The sequence below is a fragment of the Streptomyces sp. NPDC042100 genome, from assembly GCF_055582325.1.
Genome location: NZ_JBVJDK010000009.1, coordinates 152,877 through 173,695 on the forward strand (window position 1 = coordinate 152,877; position 20,819 = coordinate 173,695).

A 20,819-nucleotide genomic window follows, 5' to 3' on the forward strand; every position below is an offset into this window, starting at 1 on the left:
CGGATCGGAAGACCGGGGGCGGGCCCTTCCGCGTGCCGGGGACAGGGCGCCTAACCCCGTACGTACTCGCCCGGCTCGCCGTCCGCCGACATCCCGTACATCAGCAGCCGCTCCTTGCCCTGGTGGCGGACGATCCGCAGATTGGTGGAGACGTCCTCGACGCAGTCCGGGTCCCAGGTGTCCGGGTCGCGGGTCTGCGGCCCGAGCACGAGGAGCCGGCCGGCGGCGTCGACGACGGCGGTCGCCGCGCAGTCGACGTCCTCGGAGGTGACGTCGCCCTGGTCGTCGGTGCGCGGATACGACTGCTCCAGCCGCACCAGCGCGGCGCCGACCGGGCCCTGGGTGACCGTGAGCCGGTTGATCCAGCGGTCCGCGCCGCCCGGCGGGGGCCCGGCGAGCGGGACCTGGTTCCAGGTGCCGACCAGGGCCGCCGGGACGACCGCCCCGCCGGTCGCGGCCCGCTGGAAGGTGCTCTTGGCGACGCCCGACCTCCATTCGGCCACCTCGGCGGAGCGCAGCCGCAGGGTCTGGCGGGCGGCCGGGGTGCAGCGCCCCTCGGGCACGCTCGCGGTGACCTCGGCCTCGCCGAGGACGAGTTCGTCGTCGTTCGCGGACAGCAGCACCGCCCGGCCGATGCACAGCCGCTCGCCGGTGACATGGGTGTAGACGGCGCTGCGGCTGCCCGCCGCTCCCTGCCCGATCTCGATCCGGCTGACCTCGTACGGGGCGTCCGCCGCGCCCCGCAGCACGCCCTCCCAGGCGCCGAGGAAGGCGGCGGGCACGATCCCGGCGGGCCGCGCGGCGGAGGTGCCGCCGGTGGCCCGGCCCTTGCCGTCCGCCCCGCCGCCGCTGCCGTCCGCCCGCTCCTGCGGCCAGGAGACGTACGCGAGGGCGACGGCGCCCGCGACGGCGAGCGCGGTGAGGGCGGCGGTGAGCCCGCGCCGGCGGCGGCGCGGGGCGACGGTGTCGGCGCTGTCGGGGGCGGCGGGGGCGGCGGGGGCGGCGGGGGCGGTGGGGGCCGGAGTCGCGGCCGCCGTGACGGGCCCCGCCGCGTCCTCCGCCGCCGCCTCGGTCTCCGCCTCCAGCAGCCGGGCCGCGTGCCGCCCGAGGGAGGCCAGCAGACCGGCGGGCAGCCACGGCTCGGTGACCTGGAGGGTCTCGACGAGTTCGGCGGCGGTGGGCCGCCCGGCCGGGTCCTTGGTGAGGCAGGCGCGGATCAGCCCGGTCAGCTCCGGCGCCAGGTCCGTCAGGTCGGGTTCGTCGTGGGCGATCCGGAACATGGTGGCGTGCACCCCGCTGTCGGCGCCGCCGAACGGGGTGCGCCCGGTCGCCGCGTACGCGAGGACGGCGCCGAGACAGAACACGTCGGACGCGGGTGTCAGCCGCTCGCCGCGCACCTGCTCCGGCGACATGAAGCCGGGCGAGCCGACGACCGCGCCGGTGCTGGTGAGCCCGCCGTCGGTGACGGTGTCGACGGCGCGCGCGATGCCGAAGTCGATGATCCTCGGCCCGTCCACGGTGAGCAGCACGTTCGAGGGCTTCAGGTCCCGGTGGACGAGCCCCGCCGCGTGCACGTGGACGAGGGCGCGGGCCAGCCCGGAGGCGAGGGTGCGGACGCTGTCGGTGGGCAGCGGCCCGTAGGAGTCGCCGACGACGGTCCGCAGCGAGGGCCCCGGCACGTACCCGACGGCCACCCAGGGCGGTTCGGCGGCGGTGTCCGCGCCGAGGACGGGCGCGGTGCCGGTGCCGCCGACCCGTTCCAGGGCGGCGACCTCGCGGGCGAAGCGGCGCCGGAACTCGTCCTGGGCGGCCAGTTCCGCGTGCACGACCTTCACGGCCACCATGCGTCCGCCGGCCGAGCGGGCCAGGAAGACCCGGCCCATGCCGCCCACGCCGAGCCGGCCGATCAGCCGGAACGGCCCTATCGTGACCGGGTCTTCCGCGTTCAAGGGATCCACCCGGAAGAGGATGCCAGACGCCCGCGCGGAGGCGGGAGTTCAGCCCTCGCCGCAGATCCGCAGCCCCTTCGGGGTGGCGCAGGGCAGGTGCCCGTGGGCGCTGATGACGGCCTGCCCGCCGCCGCTGCCGAGGAAGGCGAGGAAGCCGGCGGTCAGCGAGTCGGCCGGCGGCACGCCCCAGGTGTAGGCGTACTCGATCTCCCGGTACGGGTAGGGGGAGGTGCCGATCTCGTCCACGTTCGGGTGCCGCCCGTCGATGCCGACGCGGTGCAGGCCCTTCAGCCCGCTGCCGGAGCGCAGTTCGGTGTAGCCGATGGCGCCGGGCAGGGCGGCGACGGTGCCGAGGACCTGGTCGGTGCTGTCGAGCTCGCAGCGCACCACCCGGGCCTCGGGATCGTCCTTGTGGACGCAGTCGCGGGAGGAGTTGGCGGGCTCGTTGCGGCCGAGGACACGCCGCTGGAAGACCTCGCGGGTACCGGAGTTGGCGTCCCGGCTGACCAGCAGGACGGGCAGGCGGGGGCCGCCGAGCCGGCTCCAGTCGACGACGTCGCCCCGGTAGATCCGGCGGACGGCGTCCAGGGACAGGTTCGTCAGCGGCACCCGGTCGTTGACGACGAGGGTGAAGAGGGAGACGGCGACCGTGGTCTCCCGGAGCTGCGGGTAGCCGTCCGGCTTGCGCCCGTCGGAGAGGGCGATCAGCGCGGGCGCGCTCTTGGGGCTCCGCGCGCCCCGCTCGGCGAGCTCGCGGATCCCGGCGGTGGAGCCGTGCGTGTCGACGAGGACGGTGGCGCCGTCGCAGTCCTGCTCGTACCGGCGGGCCAGGTCGCGCAGGACGGGCGCGAAGGCGGTGGAGCCGGTGACGGTGAGGGTGCCTCGGGCGCAGCCCATGGGCGGCGGGGCGTCGTCGCGGACCACGATGATCGTGGCGAGGACGATGACGCAGACGGTGAGGACGACGGTGACGGCGCGGGCGGCGCGGCCGAAGACGGGCGGGGTGTCGTCGAGGGTGGTGCTGTGGTTGGTGTGGAGGTCGCCGTCGCGGATGCCGCCGGAGACGGTGACGGGGGTGCCGACGGGGCCGCCGGTGAGCAGGGCGAGCAGTTTGAAGTACTGGCCCCGGTTGAGCGGCACCTTGGGGAGCCGGACCTGGCTGCCGCCGTGGCTGAGGGCGGCGGCGGTGAAGGGCGCGCCGGTGGCGGCGACGGCGCGGACCCGGCGGGGGCCGAATTCCACGGTCAGCCCGTGCTCCTCCAGTTGGTAGTCCTCGCGGCCGATGGAGACGGCGCCGTCGTTCTCGACGCGCAGCAGGACGAGGGTGGCGTCGGCCATGTCGGGCTGCCCGTGGAAGAGCCCGGCGTCGGGGTTGTCGCGCTCACCGACCGGGGTGTCCAGTTGCACGCGGTAGCCGATCCGCTTGCGGCGCGGCACCCGGCGCTCGATGACGAGGACGCCGAAGGTCACCACGACGCCGAGCAGCGCGGTGACGACGGCGATGACGTTCTCGGGGCTGACCCAGTCCACGGCGGCCACGGTACGGACGTACGTGCGACCGGGTCCGGGTCCTGGCCACCCCGCCACCCGGTGTTCGTGCTTCCGCCACCCGCCGGGGCCGCCGGGGGCCGTCACGGGGGCCGCCGCCCGCCGGGCCCGCCGTCCGGGCCCGCACCTGTTGCCGGGGGTGCCGGGCGTGGGTGTAATGGCCACGAGGGGGCTGCCGCAGGAGGAGAACCCCATGCGTGTCGTCGAAGTGACCGCCTACGGCGGACCCGAGGTCCTCAGCATGGCCCGCCGCCCGGAACCAGCGGCCGGGGACGTGCCGGGGAAGGCGCGGGTACGGCTGAAGGCGGCCGGTGTGACCATGGCGGACCTGAGGATCAGGAAGGGCCTGTACGCCGACGCGATCGGCGCTCTGCGCCCCCCGTTCGTCCTGGGCACGGACTTCGCGGGCCGCCTCCTCGACCCGGCGGGCGAGCTGCCGGCCGGCACCCGGGTGGCGGGCTTCGTCCCGTGGTTCGCGGAGCTGACGGGCGAGGGCACGTACGCGGAGGTCATCCGGGTGGACCCGGAATGGCTGGCGCCGGTCCCGGACGACGTGGACTTCACGGCCGCGGCCTCGGTGCCGCTGGGAGCGGTCACCGCCCGCCAGGGCCTGGCGAAGCTGGACCTCCCGCCGGGCGCGACGCTCCTGGTGACGGGCGCCAGCGGCGTCGTGGGCCGCTTCGCCGTCCAGCTCGCGGCGGCGGCCGGGCTGCGGGTGGTGGGCGTGTCGTACGAGGGCGACGAGAACGAGCTGAAGGTCCTCGGCGCCGAACACGTCGTCCCGCGCGGGGAGCCGGCGAAGGTCCTCGCGGACGTCCTGGCGCACGTCCCGGACCGCTTCGACGGCGTCTTCGACGGCGCCCTGCTCGGTACGCCGGTGCTGGCGGCCCTGAAGGACGGCGGCACCTTCGTCGCCCTGGCCCCCGACCGCACCCCGACGGCCGAACGCCGCATCGAGGTCCACACGGTCGTCGGCCACCCCGACCCGGCGGCCCTGGCGGGGCTCCTGGAACAGGTCGCGGCCCGCGAGCTGATCACCCGCGTGGCGGACGTGATGCCCCTGGAGGAGGCGGCGGAGGCCCACAAGCGCGCGGAGTCGGGGCACCGGCCGGGCCGGATCGTCCTGATGATCTGAACGGACCCGCACAGATCTGAACGACGACCGGCCCGCCGGGCCGCGAGCGGGGCCTACTCCGCGTAGAACCCCTGCACGTCGGCGATGAGGTCCGCCGTGCCGCCGTGGTTGTAGAAGGTCACCTTGCCGTCCTTGACGGGGACGACGACCAGGTTGGAGACGGTCGCGCCCTTCGGCACGTTCAGGTGGGACGCGGCGGTGCGGGTGGTGCCGAACGGGTAGGCCGTGACGTACGTGGCCGCCGTGGTGTTGGTGGCGGTCACGTTGAGGACGACGGCGGTGGCGCCGGTCGCCGGGACGCCGTTCTTGCCGGCCACGGTCAGGGTGACCGTACGGCCCGCGCCGACCTTCGCCTTGGCGACGCCGGTGCCGTCACGGGTGTCCATGAGGCGCCGAGGGGAGACCGACTCGTAGAGCGAGCCCGGCGCCGAGGTGTAGTAGCCGGCCACGTCGGCGATCAGGTCGACCGAGCCGGAGTGGTTGTAGAGGTCCACGGCACCGCCGTAGACCGGCACGACCACCAGGTTGGAGCGGGTCTCGCCCCGGCCGGGGTTGAGGTGCGAGCCCGCGATGTCGCCGCCCTTGGCCACGGCGGCGACGAAGGTGTCGCCGGTGACGTTGGTGGCCGTCACGTTCAGGACGACCGCCGACAGGGGGACGCCGTCCAGCGCCGTCCCCGCGAACGACAGCCGGGCCCGGCCGCCGCCCTTGACCTTGGCCTTCGGAGCGCCGAGCCCGCTGCGGGTGTCGAGCGCCCGCCACGGGGCCATCGGCCGGAACAGCGAGCCCTCGTCGCCGTACGTGTTCTCGCCGGTGAGGTCGGCGACGAGGTCGACGGTGCCCGCGTGGTTGTACAGGGTCACCTTGCCGTGGTCGACGGGGACGACGACCAGGTTGGAGGCCGTCTTGCCGGCCGTCACGTTGAGGTTCGACGCGGCCGAGCGGCCGACGGCGCCGTTGTACGCGGAGATGAACGTGCCCGCCGTCGCGTTGGTCGCCGTGATGTGCAGGGCCACCGAGCTGGTCGTGTTCCTGTCGACGGAGGCCATGGCCGAGAGGTCGAGGGTGACGGTGCCCTTGGGGCCCACCTTGCCCTTGCGGACGCCCGTGCCGTTCCGGGTGTCGAGCACCCGCCAGGAGCTGAGCGGGCGGCTGAAGCTGGAGTGGGCCGCCGAGGCGCCGCCGCGCAGCCGGACCTCGCCGCTCACCGTCGTCGGCGTGCCGGAGGCGCCGTCGGGGCGGGCGGTCAGCGTCCAGGTGTACTGGCCGTTGCCCATGAGCGCCCCGGCCTTGTCCTTGCCGTTCCAGCTCGGGCGCAGGACCCGCCCGTCGGTGCCGGAGGCGAGTGTGGTGACCTCGCCGGTGGTGTGGTGGCGGGCCGTCAGGGTCCAGTCGCCGAAGGGGCGGGAGGGGACGAGCGTGGCGAGGGTGACCGGGCTGTCCGGCTTCCGGCCGTCGACGACGGCGCCGGGCGTGTCCTCGCGGGAGAGCAGCGTCAGCGGCTGGCGCGCGACGCCGCTCGGCACCACGTGCACCCGCCCCTCCGTGTCGGCGTACGCGAGGTGGCCGCCCCACTTGTCGACGGTCCAGGTGATCCGCCGCTGCGCGCGCCCGGTGTCGGGGAGCTCGCCGACGACGCGGGAGGATGCGGTGGCCTCGGCGCCGGTCAGGACCAGCTTCCCGGCGGCCTTGTCGTGGGTGACGACGTAGCCGTCGCCGAGCAGCGCCTCGCCGGACGGCACGGTCCTGCCGGTCTTGTCCGTCCGGTCGTAGACCCCGGCGGGTCCGTTCGCGCCGCAGGACCAGTAGAGCCAGCGGCCGGCGGCCTGGAGCTCCTCGGGCACGCAGGGCGCGCCGGTGTTCAGCGTCTCGACGGCCTTGCCGGTCTTCAGGTCCTTCGCGGTGACCGCGCCGCTCTCGGCGCCGGCGCTCCACAGCCAGGAGCCCCACAGGGCGGCGGCGACGGGCGCGCGCTCCTCCAGGACCTCGGTCTTCTCGTGATCGGCCGTCATCCGCAGCACGCGCTGGGTGGTGGACGTGCGCCCCTTGGTGTCCACGACGAGGTACGAGCCGCTGAGGTCGCGGACGCGCGCCTCGCCGCCGGGGAAGGCGGCGCGGTAGAGGCCGTCCTCCCAGCCCTGGACGGTGATGTAGCTGTCGCTGCCGCCGATGCGGCTCAGGAAGGCGCCGTCGCCGGAGGGCCAGAGCTCCTCGCAGGCGGTGTCCCCGTCGGGGCAGGGGTCCAGCCAGAGGCTCTTGGTGTCGCGCTTCTCGTAGGCGAGGCCGGCGCCCGTGCTCAGCCCGCGCCGCCAGGCGCGCGCGTTGGCCGAGGAGTCGTCGCTCCGGTCGACGACGGTCAGCTGTCCGTGGTCGAGCGCGAGGCGCTCGACGGGCACGGGCTTGCCGGGGACCTTCTTCAGGACGGAGACGGCCGGCCTGCCGTCGGCGCCGACGGTGATCCGCCGCACGGCCCAGTCGGAGTTGTCGGGGCCGCCGACGAAGACGGCGCCGTCGGCGCCCTGGCCGATGCCGCCCCAGGTGTCGCCGGTGAACAGGTCGACGGGGGCGCCGCCCTTGAGCGGGACGGCCGTCAGCTTGCCGTACGGGTTGTGCACGACCCAGTCGCCGACGAGGGCGACCTCGTTGCCGTACACCTGCGCCGGTACCTCGACGAGCGGCGCCGCCGGGTTGGCGCGGGAGCCGACGAGGACCTTGCCGGTGCGGTAGTCGCCGTAGAAGAGGACGTACGCCGAGGAGATCCTGGCCCGCGCGTAGCCGGCCGGGACGGCCGGGAAGCGGCCCTGGGCCTTGCCGGTGGCGGCGTCGACCAGGGTGTAGGTGCGCAGGCCGCCGGTCTCGGGGCCCTGCAGGAGGACCGACGTCGGGTCGCCCGCGACGGCGGGACCGTAGTCGACCCCGTCCGGCTCCGTGACGACCAGATCGGCGGTGCCGCCGCCGTCGCCCGTGGACAGGAGGTGGGTGCGGCCCGAGGCGTCGTCGCCGACGGCCCGCAGGCCGTACACGTTGGGGTCCTTGAGCCCGGCGGGCAGCGCGAGGGTCCGCACCCGTCCGTCCGGGTGCCGCAGCTCGACCGTGTCGGCCGACACGAACGCGAGCGCGTCGGTGCCGGTGCCTCGGCCGGAGCCGGTCGCCGAGTCGATGCCGGGGATGGCGGAGGTCCTGCCGTCGCTGTAGCGCGTCCAGACGGGCTGGGTGCGCCCGTCCTCGCGGACGAAGACGCCCTCGGTGCCGACGCTGTCCGCGTCGCCGTACTCCGACTGGCCCGCCTGGTAGACCCGCTCCCAGAGCGGGTTGTTCTTGACGGCCGCCGGGACGACCAGCTCCCCGGGCGCTCCCGGAGTGTCCGCTGACGCCGATGAGGCCAGCGGTATCAGGCCACCTGCGGCGACCGTGAGTCCGAGCGCGGCGAGCGAAGCCCTCCGCGCGAGGGTATGACGAACCACCTGGTGTTCTCCCCGTGTTCCCCTGGGCCCCGAGGCTCTGCCCTCGGCTCCCGCTGTTGCTGATGTTGCCTGTGTTGCCTGTGTGGCGCCCATGCGTCCCCCCGGGCAGGCCGAAAGGGAGCGTAACAGTGGAACTTCCCGCACCGTTTCTGCTTTTCCCTCTGGTCTAGACCTTGACGGGTCCAGACCAATCACGCTTCGCTGGGCCTTCCCCCACCGGAAGGAAGAGCGCGTGTTGCGACGTCTTCTCACCGTTCTCGCCGCGATCTGTACGGTCGTCGGCCTCGCCGTACTCCTCCCCGCCACCTCCGCCGCCGCGGCCCCCGCCTGCGCCGCGGCCTGGAGCTCCGGCGCGGTCTACACCGGCGGCATGACCGCCTCGTACAACGGCCACAACTGGCAGGCCAAATGGTGGACCCAGAACGAGACTCCCGGCACCACCGGGCAGTGGGGCGTCTGGGCCGACCAGGGTGTCTGCGGTGGCGGCGGCGGCAACCCGGACCCGTCCGGATTCGTCGTCTCCGAGGCCCAGTTCAACCAGATGTTCCCGAACCGGAACCCCTTCTACACGTACGCCGGACTCGTCGACGCCCTCAAGTCGTACCCGGCCTTCGCCACCACCGGCGGCGACACCGTGAAGAAGCAGGAGGCCGCGGCCTTCCTCGCCAACGTCAGCCACGAGACCGGCGGCCTCTACTACATCGTCGAGCAGAACACCGCCAACTACCCCCACTACTGCGACGCGACCCAGCCCTACGGCTGCCCCGCCGGCCAGGCCGCCTACTACGGCCGAGGCCCGATCCAGCTCTCCTGGAACTTCAACTACAAGGCGGCCGGCGACGCCCTCGGCATCGACCTGCTGAACAACCCCTGGCGCGTCGAGCGCGAGCCGGCCATCGCCATGGCCACCGGCCTCTGGTACTGGAACACCCAGAAGGGCCCCGGCACCATGACCGCCCACAACGCGATGGTCAACGGCGCGGGCTTCGGCCAGACGATCTGGGCGATCAACGGCGCCCTGGAGTGCAACGGCGGCAACCCGGCCCAGGTGCAGAGCCGGGTCACCAAGTACCAGCAGTTCACCCAGATCCTGGGCGTCCCCGCCGGGTCGAACCTGTCCTGCTGATCAGCAGGGCTTGGCGACGTTCGCGCAGTAGATGAAGCCGCGGGCGGGCGACGACACCTTGTACCAGCGGTTGCCCGCCGGACTGGTGGCGGTGCCCGTCACGTAGACCTGCTCCCCGTACGAGGTCGGGTAGACGATCGCGCAGGAGACTCCGGCGCACTCCCTGATGGGTCCGCCGATCGACTGGACCCACTCGGAAGCGGCACGCGTGCCGGTCGTGCCCGTCGCGGTCGCCTGGGCCGGGACGACGGTCCCGGTGAGCGCGGCGGTGGCGAGGACACCGGCGGCGGCGAGGATACGGAAACGCATGATGGCTCCTCCGTCGAGAGAGGGCCCCGGGATCACGGGGCCTGACGGGGCGCCACTCTTGTCGCGGCCACCGGGCCGCGGAAGGCGGAGGGCCGTCCGGGACACGTCCCGGACGGCCCTTCCGCGCGTCCGTCCGCTCCCGCTCCCGACCCGTCACCATGTCCCTGTGAACGCTTTGGAGAGTGAGTGGAACGCCGGACCGTGCGACTGGCTGCCGCGTTCCGGATTCCAGCTCCGCAAGGCCGGCGTGCGGTTCGACGCGGTACGCGTCGACGGTGACGAGGGCCGGCTGCTCGCCGACTGGATGGAATCCCTCACCGGGGGCGACCCGGGACCCGTCGTGGCCGAGGCGAACGGGCGGCGCGGGGTGTACTTCCTGCTGCCGCCCGGCTCCACCGCGCGCCGGGCGTGGCCGCGCGGGGTGACCCGGCTCAACGCGGGCCCGGCCCATGTGAGTTACGTGCCGGTACCGGCGCTGACGGGGAAGACGTGGCCGCTGTCGTGGCGCTGCCCGCCGACGGAGCCGGGGCGGCTGGTGCACCCGTTACTCCTGCGGAGCACGGTGACGGAGCTGTTCGCGGATCCGTACGCGGATCCCCGCATCGGCCACTAATTCCCGGCACCGGCGGCGCCGGTCCGATTATCGTGCGCGCGTGACCGACTGGAACAGCGTCGTGGACGCCGACTACGCCGTGCCCGCCCACCGTGACCTGGACGAACTCGTGGGAGAGCTGTCCCGCGCGCTCGCCGACCGGGACCCGGAGGTGCGGGACGGCGCCCCGTACGCGGTGCTGTACACCTGGCTGGACCGGGGGGTGATCGGCGCGGCGCGGCGGCAGGAGCTCGGCGACGAGATGGCGGCGCGCTTCGGCGCCCCGGAGGTCCAGGCGCGGACGTTCGCGCCGCTGGTGCTCGACATGGTCGTGGGTGCCGGGGGCTTCAGCCCCGCGTGGGTGGACGCCTTCGAGCGGTGGTACGCGGCGGAGGGCGACCTGCGCGGCCACGACCCCGCGTTGGGCTGGCTGCACGCGGTCGCGCACGGGGCGGACCTGCTCGACCGGTTCGGGCGGCACCCGGACGTGGACCCGGCGCGGATGCTGGAGCTGGCCGCCGCGCGGCTGACGGCGCCGACCGGGCACGTGCTGGACCAGCTGGAGGACGACCGGCTCGCGCGGGCGGTGGCCCGGGTGCTGACCCGGGCCGGTCTGGGCGAGCAGGGCTCGGTGGAGTGGCTGGACGCGGTGGAGGCGGAGTTCGGGGCGGACCGGCTGGTCACGCCGGTGCCGGCCGCGTTCTCCAACTGCCTGCGGACGCTGCGGCTGCTGTACGTGCTCGCGGACCGGGGCGTGCGCGCGCCGGGCGCGCCGGCGGCGGCCGAGCCGGAGGCGCTGCGCCACGCCGGGGCGGTGAAGGCCCGCCTCGGCGAGGTGCTGGACCGGATGGCTCCGCGCTGACCCGGGAGCCCCCGGCCCGGGAGCTCTCGGCCCGGGAGTCGCCGGCTCAGGAGCTCTCGGCCCGCGCCGGCTCAGGAATAGGGAGCGGTGCTCTCCAGTGCCTCCATGGCGCCGATCAGCCGCTCCAGCACCCGTACGGTCTCGTCGAACGCCTCCTGGCCGCCCAGCTCCCGCGTGAGCAGGGCGGCCAGTTCGGCGTGGGCGGGGCCGATGCGGCGGACGGCGGCGCGGCCCGCCTCGGTGGGCGCGAGGAGCTTGGCGCGGCGGTGCGCCGGGTTCGGCGCGTAGGCGGCCAGGCCCTCCTTGACCAGGAGGTCCGCGATCCGCTGGACGCTCTGCCGGGTGATGCCCATGGCGCGGGCGATGCCGGAGACGGGCAGCGGCTCGGGCAGGACCGCGCCGAGGACCTGCCACCAGGCGGCGGTGAGGCCCGCCGGCTCGGCGAGCCGCTCCGAGACGGCGAGGAACTGCCCGTTGAGCCGGAACACGCCGAGGGCGGTGCGGGAGAGGGCGTCCTGCTGGCGGCGGCTCACCCGTTCAGCTCCGCGAAGGCGGCCGGGTCCGAGTCGTGGAAGAGGCGGAACCAGGCGTCCCGCTTCCCCTCGTAGGCGCCGAGCCGGGCGAAGATCTCGCGGGCGAAGGCGACCGGCTCGGTGGGCCCGGCGGTGATGACGTCGCCGCCGGTGACGGCGTCCGCCGCCACGTACCGCTCGGCGCCCGCGTAGCCCGTGGCGGCCAGGTAGAAGGGGGCGGCGCTGGTGTGCGGGCGGTCGTCGAGCAGGCCCGCGCGGGCGAGTCCGGCGGTGGCACCGCAGATCGCGGCGACCGGCACGCCCGCGTCGAGGAAGGCGGCGGCCTTGGCGGTGAAGGGGGCGAGCTCGTCGCCCTCGTCGTACTTCTCGGCGCCCGGGAGGATCAGCAGCGCGCTGTCGGCGGGGTCGAGCGCGTCGAGGGAGAGGTCGGGGAGGATCCGGATCCCGGCGATCGTGGTGACCGGCTTGTCGGCGGCGGCGCCGACCGTGCGCACGGTGTAGCCGGCGCGGGCCAGCCAGGCGGTCGCGTGGCCGGTCTCCCAGTCGGCGAGCGTGTCGTAGACGGCGAGGTGGACGGTCTTCGGGGGCACGGGGCTGTTCGTCATCGCATCCATGACAGAAGGCTGTCATGATGACAGCTTGCTGTCAATGAAGCCCATGGGCGGGCCCCCGTCCGGCACACTGTCTCGTCCGTCCCGGTCTCGGTGGACAAGATGGCCATGGCCCGCCCCACCTGCGGTTCCTTACCCTCGACCCATGACCCCTCATGTCGAGCCCGACCCCCAGGCCGGTGCGGCCGTCAAGGCCGCCGACCGCGCGCACGTGTTCCACTCCTGGTCCGCCCAGGGCCTGATCGACCCGCTCGCCGTCGCCGGCGCCGAGGGTTCGTACTTCTGGGACTACGAAGGAAACCGCTACCTCGACTTCACCAGCGGTCTCGTCTACACCAACGTCGGCTACCAGCACCCGAAGGTCGTCGCGGCCATCCAGGAGCAGGCCGGCAAGCTGGCGACCTTCGCGCCCGCCTTCGCCGTGGAGCCCCGCTCCGAGGCCGCCCGCCTGATCGCCGAGCGCACCCCGGGCGACCTGAGCAAGATCTTCTTCACCAACGGCGGCGCCGAGGCCGTCGAGAACGCCGTCCGCATGGCCCGTCTGCACACGGGCCGGGCCAAGCTGCTCTCGGCCTACCGCTCGTACCACGGCGGCACCCACACCGCGATCAACCTGACCGGCGACCCGCGCCGCTGGCCCTCCGACACCGCCTCCGCCGGTGTGAAGCACTTCTGGGCGCCGTTCCTCTACCGCTCGCCGTTCTACGCGGCGGACGAGGCCGAGGAGTGCGCCCGCGCCCTCCAGCACCTTGAGGACACCATCGCGTTCGAGGGCCCGCACACCGTCGCCGCGATCATCCTGGAGTCCGTGCCCGGCACCGCCGGCATCATGACCCCGCCGCCCGGCTACCTGGCCGGCGTCCGCGAGATCTGCGACAAGTACGGCATCGTCTTCATCCTCGACGAGGTCATGTCCGGCTTCGGCCGCACCGGCAAGTGGTTCGCCGCCGAGCACTTCGGCGTCGTGCCCGACCTGCTGACCTTCGCCAAGGGCGTGAACTCCGGCTACGTCCCGCTCGGCGGCGTCGCCATCAGCGAGAAGATCGCCGCGACCTTCGACCAGCGCCCCTACCCGGGCGGCCTGACCTACTCCGGCCACCCGCTGGCCTGCGCCGCCGCCGTGGCGACGATCCAGGTCATGGAGGAGGAGAAGGTCGTCGAGCACGCCGCCCACATCGGCGAGACGGTCCTCGGCCCCGGCCTGCGCGAGCTCGCCGAGCGCCACCCGTCCGTCGGCGACGTGCGCGGCCTCGGCGTCTTCTGGGCGCTGGAGCTGGTCAAGAACCGCGAGACCCGCGAGCCGCTCGTCCCGTACAACGCCTCCGGCGCGGACGCCGCCCCCATGGCGGCCTTCGCCGCCGAGGCGAAGAAGAACGGCCTGTGGCCCTTCGTCAACATGAACCGCACCCACGCGGTCCCCGCCTGCAACGTCTCCGAGGCGGAAGCCAAGGAGGGCCTGGCGGCCCTCGACGCCGCGCTGACCGTGGCGGACCGCTACACCGTGTGACGAAACCGGCCCCCTCCGTGCCCTGGACTAGGGTGTCCGGGAGCCGGACGGAGGGGGCCGACCACCATGCCCGCGAGCGGAGCTGTCACCCGCAACACCCTGCGGCAGCAGATCGCGGACGCGCTGCGTGACGAAGTCCTCGCGGGGCGTCTCGCGCCTGGTGAGGAATTCACCGTCAAGCAGATCGCCGAGCAGTACGGGGTGTCCGCGACCCCCGTGCGCGAGGCGCTCGTGGACCTCTGCGCCCAGGGCCTGCTCGACTCCGACCAGCACCGAGGCTTCCGCGTGCACCGCTTCTCGGTCGCCGACTACCGGGGCATGGTCGAGGCCCGGATGCTCGTCGTCGACGGCATCTTCCGCCGCGCCGCCCCCCGCACCCCGCCCGCCGAACCCGACCTCTCGTACGGGGTCACCCTGGTCTCCATACGGCGCCGGGGCGAGGCCGCCGCCCGCGCGGCGCGGGCCGGCGAGCTGGAGGTCCTCATCGGCTACGACATCCGCTACTGGCGTGAGCTGGGGCGGCTGGTCTCGGCCAACGACCACATCGCCGACTTCCTGCACCGGCTGCGCGTCCAGGCCTGGGTCTTCGCCGTGCCCCACCTGCGCGCCGACGCCGAGTACACCCGCCGGCTGTGGAGCGGGCACGTCGAGCTGGTCGACGCGGTCACCCGAGGCGACGCGGACACCGCCGTCACCGTCGTACGGGACCACAACGCGCGCGCCCTGGAATGGGCGCAGCGGCTGGAGCGGCTGGAGCGGCTGGAGAGACCGGAGCGACCGGAGCGACCGGAGGGGTCCGAGCGCCGGGAGCGCCGCCCCCGCTGAGCCGAGGCGGCCGGATCGGGCCGGATCGGGCGGATCCGGCCGGCTCCGGGCGCCGCGATGGGCCCGCCGCCGGTTGAGGCGGCCCGCGCCGGGGCAGTTCCCCGGCGGGGTGTGCGGCGCGCGGGGGCCCGACTACCCTGGCCGTCCCTGCACACCGCCCGTGCCGACCCCGCGAACTGACGGAGAGCGAGCCTCCCTTGGCCTGTGACCTGTGGCTGGTCCCCCTCGTCGACGTGCTGTGCCACAGCGCCGACAACCCCTTCGCCGAAGAGATCGCCGCCTACGACCACGCCCTCACCACGGCCGGGCTGCCCGCCGTGCCCGTCTACGCCTACATGCCGGGGCTCTCCGGCGACGTCGCCCCGGTCGCGGGCTTCGACTACGAGGCCCTGCACTTCCTGCGCCGCGCCTACCTGCTCCAGATGTGCGGCCTGCCGGTCGAGCCGGTCGGCGAGCTCGGCGGCGACTACGAGCAGCTCCTGGAGATGTTCGAGGCCACCGCCCAGCAGTCCCACCTGGTCTGGCACTACGACCACGCGGGCGCCTACGTGCCCGTCGACTTCCCCGTACCCCTCTCCAACGACGAGCTCCTGGAGGGCGGCGGCCCGCTGGGCTCCTCGCACGGCCTGCTGCGCGAGCTCCAGTTCGTCGCGCCCGCCATCGGCATCGACCCGGCCAACCCGCCGGCCGCGCCCGCGGCCCCGGAGCGGCCCACGGCCCTGGAGGAGCCCGCCGCCCCCGTCCCGTACCAGGACGACAGCCCCTTCGCCCGCGAGCGGCACGTCTGGCTCGGCCTCCACGCGGCGGCGACCCGCAGCCTCGCCCAGGGCTCGATGATCATCCTGAGCTGAGGCGGCGGGGCCGCCAGGGGCTCAGCGCGGCTCCGGCGGGCGCTGCCGGGGCATGTTCGGCCGGGTGCCCGGGGGGAGCGGGAAGCGCCCCGAGGGGTGCCCGCCCTCGGGGCGGGCCGTCGAGGTGCCGACCGCCTGGAGCGCCAGCGGCGCCGGGCCCGAGCGGAATTCGACCATCCAGTCCGCCGTCTCCGCCCGGACCAGCTCCGTCACGTCCTCCGAGAAGCGGCGCAGCACCCCCAGACAGCGCTCGGCGGCCTCGCTGGCCGTCCCCTCGGTGGGGCCGAGGACCTCGCGCACGCTCTCCGAGGCCCAGTCGAACTGGAGCGACTGGAGCCGCCGCTGCACGGCCTGCGTGGTGGCCACGGCCCGCATCCAGCCCGAGGTCAGCCCGAAGTACCGGTCGCAGGCCAGGCAGGCGGCGCCGAGCAGCAGCGACAGATAGCCCCAGCCGGCCGCGCCCCGGGCCACCCCGGTCAGGTCGAGCAGCGGCAGGGCGGCCCCGGCGGTCACCCCGAGGGCGGTGCCGAGCCGCAGCACGCGCGCGGCGCGGCGCTTCCAGACCCGGTCGGACAGGTACCACTCGGCGGTGCGCAGGGCGTTCGTCTCGACCCAGCGGTAGAGCTCGTCGAGGCGCTCGGCGGGTTCGCCCCAGTCGCCGAGGGGGAAGGGCGACCCGGTCAGGTCGCGGTCGGGCGCCGGACCGCCGGCTCCGTCCGTCCCGCCGGTCCGGCCCTGGCCTTCGGGATTCCCCGGCTGCGGCTGCATGTCCGGCTGCTGGCTCACCGGGGAACTCCTCTGTTCAGCTCGGCGCTCGTGTCCTTCTGTGACGCGCGGTGCACGTGGTGCCCGCCCTTCCTACCGCCGAATGGTGGGCGGCGGGCCCGGAATCCCGGGATTTCCGCCCGCAAGAGGGTCTTGATCAGGTAGGGGAGCCCACGGTTTCTCACCCGAAAGTGTTGTGTCGGCACCCCGCTCGACGACCACGTAGGCTCGTTTCACCAAGTCCCTGAACCTGAGGAGTGACCGTGATCCCCGGTGGTGGCCAGCCCAACATGCAGCAGCTCCTCCAGCAGGCGCAGAAGATGCAGCAGGACCTCGCCCGCGCCCAGGAGGAGCTGGCGAGGACCGAGGTGGACGGGCAGGCGGGCGGCGGCCTGGTCAAGGCCACCGTGACCGGCTCCGGTGAGCTGCGCGGCCTGGTCATCGACCCGAAGGCGGTCGACCCGGAGGACACCGAGACGCTGGCGGACCTGATCGTGGCCGCCGTGCAGGCCGCCAACGACAACGCGCAGCAGCTCCAGCAGTCCAAGCTCGGCCCGCTGGCGCAGGGCCTGGGCGGCGGGATGCCGGGCCTCTTCTGACCCCGGTTTCCCTCTTCTGGCACCGGTTTCCAGCCACTACCGTAAGAATCAAGCACTTCCGAGAAGGGCGTTCCGTTGTACGAAGGCGTGGTTCAGGACCTCATCGACGAGCTGGGCAGGCTGCCCGGCGTCGGTCCCAAGAGCGCGCAGCGGATCGCCTTCCACGTCCTCCAGGCCGAGCCGACCGATGTGCGCCGGCTCGCGCAGGCCCTCCTGGAGGTCAAGGAGAAGGTCCGGTTCTGCGCGGTCTGCGGGAACGTGGCGCAGCAGGAGCAGTGCAACATCTGCCGCGACCCGCGCCGCGACCTGACGGTGGTCTGCGTGGTCGAGGAGCCGAAGGACGTCGTGGCGATCGAGCGGACCCGCGAGTTCCGCGGCCGCTACCACGTGCTCGGCGGCGCGATCAGCCCGATCGAGGGCGTCGGCCCGGACGACCTGCGGATCCGCGAGCTGCTGGCCCGCCTGGCGGACGGCACGGTCACGGAGCTGATCCTGGCCACCGACCCCAATCTGGAGGGCGAGGCCACCGCCACGTACCTGGCCCGGATGATCAAGCCGATGGGCCTGAGGGTGACCCGGCTCGCGAGCGGTCTGCCGGTCGGCGGCGACCTCGAATACGCGGACGAGGTGACGCTGGGGCGTGCCTTCGAGGGGCGGCGGCTGCTAGATGTATGACGACCGGGTCCGTGCGCACGACGGCGCACTCTCAGGGAGGCTCCTCGATGTCTGACGCCACGCTGCACTCCATCACGCAGGACCCGGACGACTTCGCCGTCCAGATCGCCGACTCGATCGAGAGCTTCATCGTGGCGACGACCGAGGTCGCCAAGGGCGACGAGCCCGACAGCGCGGTGCCCTTCCTGCTCCTGGAGGTCTCCCAGCTGCTGCTGGCGGGCGGGCGGCTGGGCGCGCACGCGGACATCGTCCCGGACGAGCGCTACGAGCCGGACCCGGGCCCGGACCTGGACGTGGACGAGCTGCGGCTGCGGTTCGCGGTGCTGCTGGAGCCGGTGGACGTGTTCTCGGAGGTCTTCGACCCGTACGAGCCGCGCAAGGCGCCCGTCCCGGCCCGTATCTCCGACAACCTCGCCGACATCGTCACCGACCTGCGGCACGGTCTCGCCCACTACCGGGCGGGCCGGACCAGCGAGGCGCTGTGGTGGTGGCAGTTCTCGTACTTCTCGAACTGGGGCCCCACGGCCTCCGCCACCCTGCGCGCCCTCCAGTCCCTCGTCGCCCATGTGCGGCTCGACCAGCCGCTGGCGGCCCTGGACGGCCTCGACACGGACGAGGACCTCACCGAGGAGGACCTGGCCGAGGAGGCGGGCCGGGTGATGGCCGAGGAGATCGCGGGCCCGCTGGGCCTGGGCCTGGGCGGCCCGAAGGGCTGAGGAGCCCGCCGGGAGCCCTCGGGGGGCGGCCTCAGCCCTCCCCGGGCGGCCTCAGCCCTCCGGGAGCGGCCCCAGCCCTCCGGAGCGGCCCGAGCCCTCCGGGAGCGGCCCGAGCCCTCCGGGAGCGGCCCGAGCCCTCCCCGAGGCAGACGGGGGTTGGACGACACCCCCTAGAGCCGCCCCGCCTCCACGATCCGCTTCAGGAAGCGCTGGGTGCGCTCGTGCGTGGGCGCGCCGAAGACCTCGGCGGAGGTGCCGCGCTCCAGGACGACGCCGTCGGCCAGGAAGCAGACCTGGTCGGCGACCTCGCGGGCGAAGCCCATCTCGTGGGTGGCGATGACCATCGTCATGCCCTCCTCCTTGAGGTCCCGGACGACGTTCAGGACCTCGCCGACCAGCTCCGGGTCGAGCGCCGCCGTCACCTCGTCGAGGAGCAGCAGCCGCGGCCGGCAGGCCAGGGCGCGGGCGATCGCCACGCGCTGCTGCTGGCCGCCGCTGAGCCGGTCCGGGTACTCGGCCGCCTTGTCGCCGAGCCCGAGCCGGGTGAGCAGCTCGCGGGCGTGCTCCTCGGCCTCCCGGCGCTCGGTGCGGTGCACCCGGCGCGGGGCGAGCGTGACGTTGTCGAGCACGCTCATGTGCGGGAAGAGGTTGTACGCCTGGAAGACCACGCCGATCCGGCGGCGTACGGCGTCGGCGTCGACGCGCGGGTCGGTGATGTCCTCGCCGTCCAGGAAGATCGCGCCGTCGTCGATCTCCTCCAGGAGGTTCGCGCAGCGCAGCAGGGTCGACTTGCCGGAGCCGGAGGCGCCGATCAGCACGGTGACGGAGTGCTGCGGGACCTCCAGGTCCACCTCGCGCAGCACGGGGTGCCCGGCGTAGGTCTTGCGGACGGATTCGAGCCTCAGGACCGCGGTCATACGGTGCCTCCCTGCGACTGGCGCCGGTTCATGCGCGCGGTGACCCAGTCGGTGAAGCGGGTCATGGGGATCGTGAGCACGACGAACACGAGGCCCGCGACGACGTACGGGGTGTAGTTGAAGGTCTTGCTGGCGAGGATCTGCGCCGCGTACACGGCGTCGACCGCGCCCGCGATGGAGACCAGGCCGGTGTCCTTCTGGAGCGACACCAGGTCGTTGAGGAGCGGCGGCACGACCCGGCGGACGGCCTGCGGCAGGACGACGAAGCGCATGGTCTGGGCGTTGGAGAGGCCGAGCGAGCGGGCGGCGGCCCGCTGGCTGGGGTGGACGCTCTCGATGCCGGCGCGGAAGACCTCGGCCATGTACGCCGAGTAGGTGAGCACCAGCGCGGTGCCGCCCAGCACGACGGGGTCGGTGGGCACGCCCTGGAGGCGCAGCGCGGGGACGCCGAAGATCACCGCGAGCAGGCAGATGATCAGCGGCAGGCCGCGGAAGAAGTCGACGTACGCGGTGGCCAGCGCGCGCAGCGGGAAGAACGCCGGGCCGCGCAGGGTGCGGGCGACGGCGAGCAGCAGGCCGAGCACGAGGGTGACGGCGCCGCAGACGAGGAGCAACTGCAGATTGAGCCAGAGGCCGTCGAGGACCTTGGGCAGCGCCTGGCGCGCGTACTCCGGGTCGAAGAAGGTCTCCTTCGTGCGCGGCCAGCCGGGGGAGCCGGTGATCACGAAGAACAGCGCCGTCAGGGTGGCGGCGGAGCTGAGGGTGGCGATCGCCGTCGCGCGGCGGGTGCGGGCGCGCTTGTAGCGCTCGCGCTCGATCCGCCGCCGCGACGGCCGGTACATGTGGCCGGGGGAGTCCTCCCCGGCCTTGCCCGGCTTCTCCAGGGTGGTCACTTCAGCACCGGGGCGCCGGCGGCGTCGGACAGCCACTGCTTCTCGATGGCGGCCAGGGTGCCGTCCGCGCGCAGCGCGTCGACGGCCTTGGAGACGCAGGAGGTCAGCGCGCTGTCCTTGTCGAGGACGAGGCCGAACTGCTCCTTGGCGGCGCCGGCGGGGGTCTCGAACTGGCCGACGACCTTGGCCTCGGTGACCTCGGCGCCGGTGATGTAGAAGGCGGTGGGCAGGTCCACGACGATCGCGTCGACCTGGCCGTTCTTGAGCGCGGCCTTGGCGAGGTCGTTCTTCTGGAAGACGGACGGCTGCTGGTCCGGCTTGATGAGGTCGTTGACGACGTCGAGGCTGGTGGTGCCGACCTGCGCGCCCAGCTTGGCGCCCTTGAGGTCGGCCAGGCTCGTCGCCTTGGCCGCCTTGGAGTCCTTCAGCGCGATGATCGCCTGGCGGACGTCGTAGTAGCCGGAGGAGAGGTCCACGGCCTTGCGGCGGTCCTCGCTGATCGACACCTGGTTGACGTCGAAGTCGAAGGTCTTGGCGCCGGGGGCGAAGGCGTTGTTGAAGGCGACCTTCTGCCAGACGACGTCGCCCTGGGCGAAGCCGAGCCGCTTCGCCACGGCGTACGCGACGGCGGACTCGTAGCCCTTGCCGTTGGCCGGGTCGTCGTCCTGGAACCAGGGGGCGTACGCGGGCGTGTCGGTGCCGACGGTGAGCTTCCCCTTGGCCTTGGTGGCGAGCGCGGCCGCGGTGCAGGAACCCCCGGCCGTACCGCCGCCGGAGGCCGAGGCGGAGGACGTGCCCGAGGCGCTGCCGGCCGTCTCCTGGGGCGCGCAGCCGGACGTGGCCAGGGCCGCGACGGCGGAGAGGACGGAGGCCGCGGCTATGGCGGCGGAGCGAGTGCGCATGGCGGGAGAGTGGCAGCCGGGCGGGCATGTGTCCAGGTCA

General features: G+C 73.9%; 20 protein-coding genes. 10 read left to right on the forward strand and 10 right to left on the reverse strand.

Annotated elements, in window-relative coordinates:
• Nucleotides 1-50 precede the first annotated feature (50 nt).
• Both ACZ6J5_RS21590 and ACZ6J5_RS21595 read right to left on the reverse strand, forming a co-directional pair.
• Nucleotides 51-1,958 carry a serine/threonine-protein kinase gene (locus ACZ6J5_RS21590; RefSeq protein ID WP_469393833.1) on the reverse strand — a complete coding sequence of 636 codons (1,908 nt, stop codon included), beginning with the start codon at nucleotides 1,956-1,958 and terminating at the stop codon, nucleotides 51-53.
• A gap of 39 nt (nucleotides 1,959-1,997) precedes the next feature.
• The gene (locus tag ACZ6J5_RS21595) at nucleotides 1,998-3,479 is read right to left on the reverse strand and encodes a substrate-binding domain-containing protein (RefSeq protein ID WP_469393835.1); all 1,482 of its coding nucleotides are present in this window, start codon (nucleotides 3,477-3,479) and stop codon (nucleotides 1,998-2,000) included.
• Nucleotides 3,480-3,690: 211 nt separating this feature from the next.
• Between ACZ6J5_RS21595 and ACZ6J5_RS21600 the strand changes: the two genes are divergently transcribed.
• Nucleotides 3,691-4,632, forward strand: coding sequence for an NADP-dependent oxidoreductase (locus ACZ6J5_RS21600; protein WP_469393837.1), 942 nt, complete (start codon nucleotides 3,691-3,693; stop codon nucleotides 4,630-4,632).
• 53 nt (nucleotides 4,633-4,685) lie between these two features.
• Here the strand turns inward: ACZ6J5_RS21600 and ACZ6J5_RS21605 are convergent, their stop codons facing one another.
• Nucleotides 4,686-8,096 carry a hypothetical protein gene (locus tag ACZ6J5_RS21605; RefSeq protein ID WP_469393839.1) on the reverse strand — a complete coding sequence of 1,137 codons (3,411 nt, stop codon included), beginning with the start codon at nucleotides 8,094-8,096 and terminating at the stop codon, nucleotides 4,686-4,688.
• Nucleotides 8,097-8,328: 232 nt separating this feature from the next.
• Between ACZ6J5_RS21605 and ACZ6J5_RS21610 the strand changes: the two genes are divergently transcribed.
• Nucleotides 8,329-9,222: a glycoside hydrolase family 19 protein gene (locus ACZ6J5_RS21610; protein WP_469393841.1), complete on the forward strand. Its 894-nt coding sequence runs from the start codon at nucleotides 8,329-8,331 to the stop codon at nucleotides 9,220-9,222.
• Here ACZ6J5_RS21610 and ACZ6J5_RS21615 read toward each other — a convergent pair whose 3' ends face one another.
• Entirely contained in the window at nucleotides 9,223-9,531 is a 309-nt protein-coding gene (locus ACZ6J5_RS21615) for a hypothetical protein (protein WP_469393842.1), read from the reverse strand.
• Nucleotides 9,532-9,697: 166 nt separating this feature from the next.
• Here ACZ6J5_RS21615 and ACZ6J5_RS21620 point away from each other — a divergent pair, with 166 nt between their 5' ends.
• Nucleotides 9,698-10,144 carry a hypothetical protein gene (locus ACZ6J5_RS21620; RefSeq protein ID WP_469393844.1) on the forward strand — a complete coding sequence of 149 codons (447 nt, stop codon included), beginning with the start codon at nucleotides 9,698-9,700 and terminating at the stop codon, nucleotides 10,142-10,144.
• 40 nt (nucleotides 10,145-10,184) lie between these two features.
• A complete protein-coding gene (locus tag ACZ6J5_RS21625; protein WP_469393846.1) occupies nucleotides 10,185-10,985 on the forward strand; it encodes a DUF2785 domain-containing protein in 801 nt (266 codons plus the stop codon).
• Between the two features lie 71 nt (nucleotides 10,986-11,056).
• Here the strand turns inward: ACZ6J5_RS21625 and ACZ6J5_RS21630 are convergent, their stop codons facing one another.
• Nucleotides 11,057-11,518, reverse strand: a complete 462-nt coding sequence (locus tag ACZ6J5_RS21630) for a MarR family winged helix-turn-helix transcriptional regulator (protein ID WP_469393848.1) — start codon at nucleotides 11,516-11,518, stop codon at nucleotides 11,057-11,059.
• Complete coding sequence (locus ACZ6J5_RS21635) at nucleotides 11,515-12,123, reverse strand: DJ-1/PfpI family protein (RefSeq protein WP_469393849.1); 609 nt, start codon at nucleotides 12,121-12,123, stop codon at nucleotides 11,515-11,517. The genes ACZ6J5_RS21630 and ACZ6J5_RS21635 overlap by 4 nt, the downstream gene beginning before the upstream one ends.
• 151 nt (nucleotides 12,124-12,274) lie before the next feature.
• On the opposite strand from ACZ6J5_RS21635, the gene ACZ6J5_RS21640 reads away from it, so the two are divergent.
• From ACZ6J5_RS21640 to ACZ6J5_RS21650, 3 genes are all read left to right on the forward strand, one after another.
• On the forward strand, nucleotides 12,275-13,636 hold the full coding sequence (locus ACZ6J5_RS21640; RefSeq protein ID WP_469393851.1) for an aminotransferase class III-fold pyridoxal phosphate-dependent enzyme: 1,362 nt from the start codon (nucleotides 12,275-12,277) through the stop codon (nucleotides 13,634-13,636).
• Between the two features lie 66 nt (nucleotides 13,637-13,702).
• Nucleotides 13,703-14,461, forward strand: a complete 759-nt coding sequence (locus ACZ6J5_RS21645) for a GntR family transcriptional regulator (RefSeq protein WP_469393853.1) — start codon at nucleotides 13,703-13,705, stop codon at nucleotides 14,459-14,461.
• 197 nt (nucleotides 14,462-14,658) lie between these two features.
• Nucleotides 14,659-15,312 carry a hypothetical protein gene (locus ACZ6J5_RS21650; RefSeq protein ID WP_469393855.1) on the forward strand — a complete coding sequence of 218 codons (654 nt, stop codon included), beginning with the start codon at nucleotides 14,659-14,661 and terminating at the stop codon, nucleotides 15,310-15,312.
• Nucleotides 15,313-15,333: 21 nt separating this feature from the next.
• Here ACZ6J5_RS21650 and ACZ6J5_RS21655 read toward each other — a convergent pair whose 3' ends face one another.
• Nucleotides 15,334-16,080 carry an SLATT domain-containing protein gene (locus tag ACZ6J5_RS21655; protein WP_469394191.1) on the reverse strand — a complete coding sequence of 249 codons (747 nt, stop codon included), beginning with the start codon at nucleotides 16,078-16,080 and terminating at the stop codon, nucleotides 15,334-15,336.
• Between the two features lie 260 nt (nucleotides 16,081-16,340).
• Here ACZ6J5_RS21655 and ACZ6J5_RS21660 point away from each other — a divergent pair, with 260 nt between their 5' ends.
• The 3 genes from ACZ6J5_RS21660 to ACZ6J5_RS21670 all read left to right on the forward strand — a co-directional run bounded on the left by ACZ6J5_RS21660 (nucleotide 16,341) and on the right by ACZ6J5_RS21670 (nucleotide 18,067).
• On the forward strand, nucleotides 16,341-16,676 hold the full coding sequence (locus ACZ6J5_RS21660; protein ID WP_469393856.1) for a YbaB/EbfC family nucleoid-associated protein: 336 nt from the start codon (nucleotides 16,341-16,343) through the stop codon (nucleotides 16,674-16,676).
• A 75-nt stretch (nucleotides 16,677-16,751) separates the two neighbouring features.
• Entirely contained in the window at nucleotides 16,752-17,351 is a 600-nt protein-coding gene (gene recR / locus ACZ6J5_RS21665) for a recombination mediator RecR (RefSeq protein ID WP_469393858.1), read from the forward strand.
• A 47-nt stretch (nucleotides 17,352-17,398) separates the two neighbouring features.
• Entirely contained in the window at nucleotides 17,399-18,067 is a 669-nt protein-coding gene (locus ACZ6J5_RS21670) for a DUF5063 domain-containing protein (RefSeq protein ID WP_469393860.1), read from the forward strand.
• A gap of 170 nt (nucleotides 18,068-18,237) precedes the next feature.
• On the opposite strand, the gene ACZ6J5_RS21675 is transcribed toward ACZ6J5_RS21670, so the two are convergent.
• From ACZ6J5_RS21675 to ACZ6J5_RS21685, 3 genes are read right to left on the reverse strand one after another with little or no spacing between them, the layout of a single operon-like run.
• The gene (locus ACZ6J5_RS21675) at nucleotides 18,238-18,984 is read right to left on the reverse strand and encodes an amino acid ABC transporter ATP-binding protein (RefSeq protein ID WP_469393862.1); all 747 of its coding nucleotides are present in this window, start codon (nucleotides 18,982-18,984) and stop codon (nucleotides 18,238-18,240) included.
• On the reverse strand, nucleotides 18,981-19,826 hold the full coding sequence (locus tag ACZ6J5_RS21680) for an amino acid ABC transporter permease (protein WP_469394193.1): 846 nt from the start codon (nucleotides 19,824-19,826) through the stop codon (nucleotides 18,981-18,983). Before ACZ6J5_RS21680 ends, ACZ6J5_RS21675 begins: the two co-directional genes overlap by 4 nt.
• Before the next feature lie 47 nt (nucleotides 19,827-19,873).
• Nucleotides 19,874-20,779, reverse strand: a complete 906-nt coding sequence (locus ACZ6J5_RS21685) for an ABC transporter substrate-binding protein (protein ID WP_469393864.1) — start codon at nucleotides 20,777-20,779, stop codon at nucleotides 19,874-19,876.
• Between the last annotated feature and the right edge of the window lie 40 nt (nucleotides 20,780-20,819).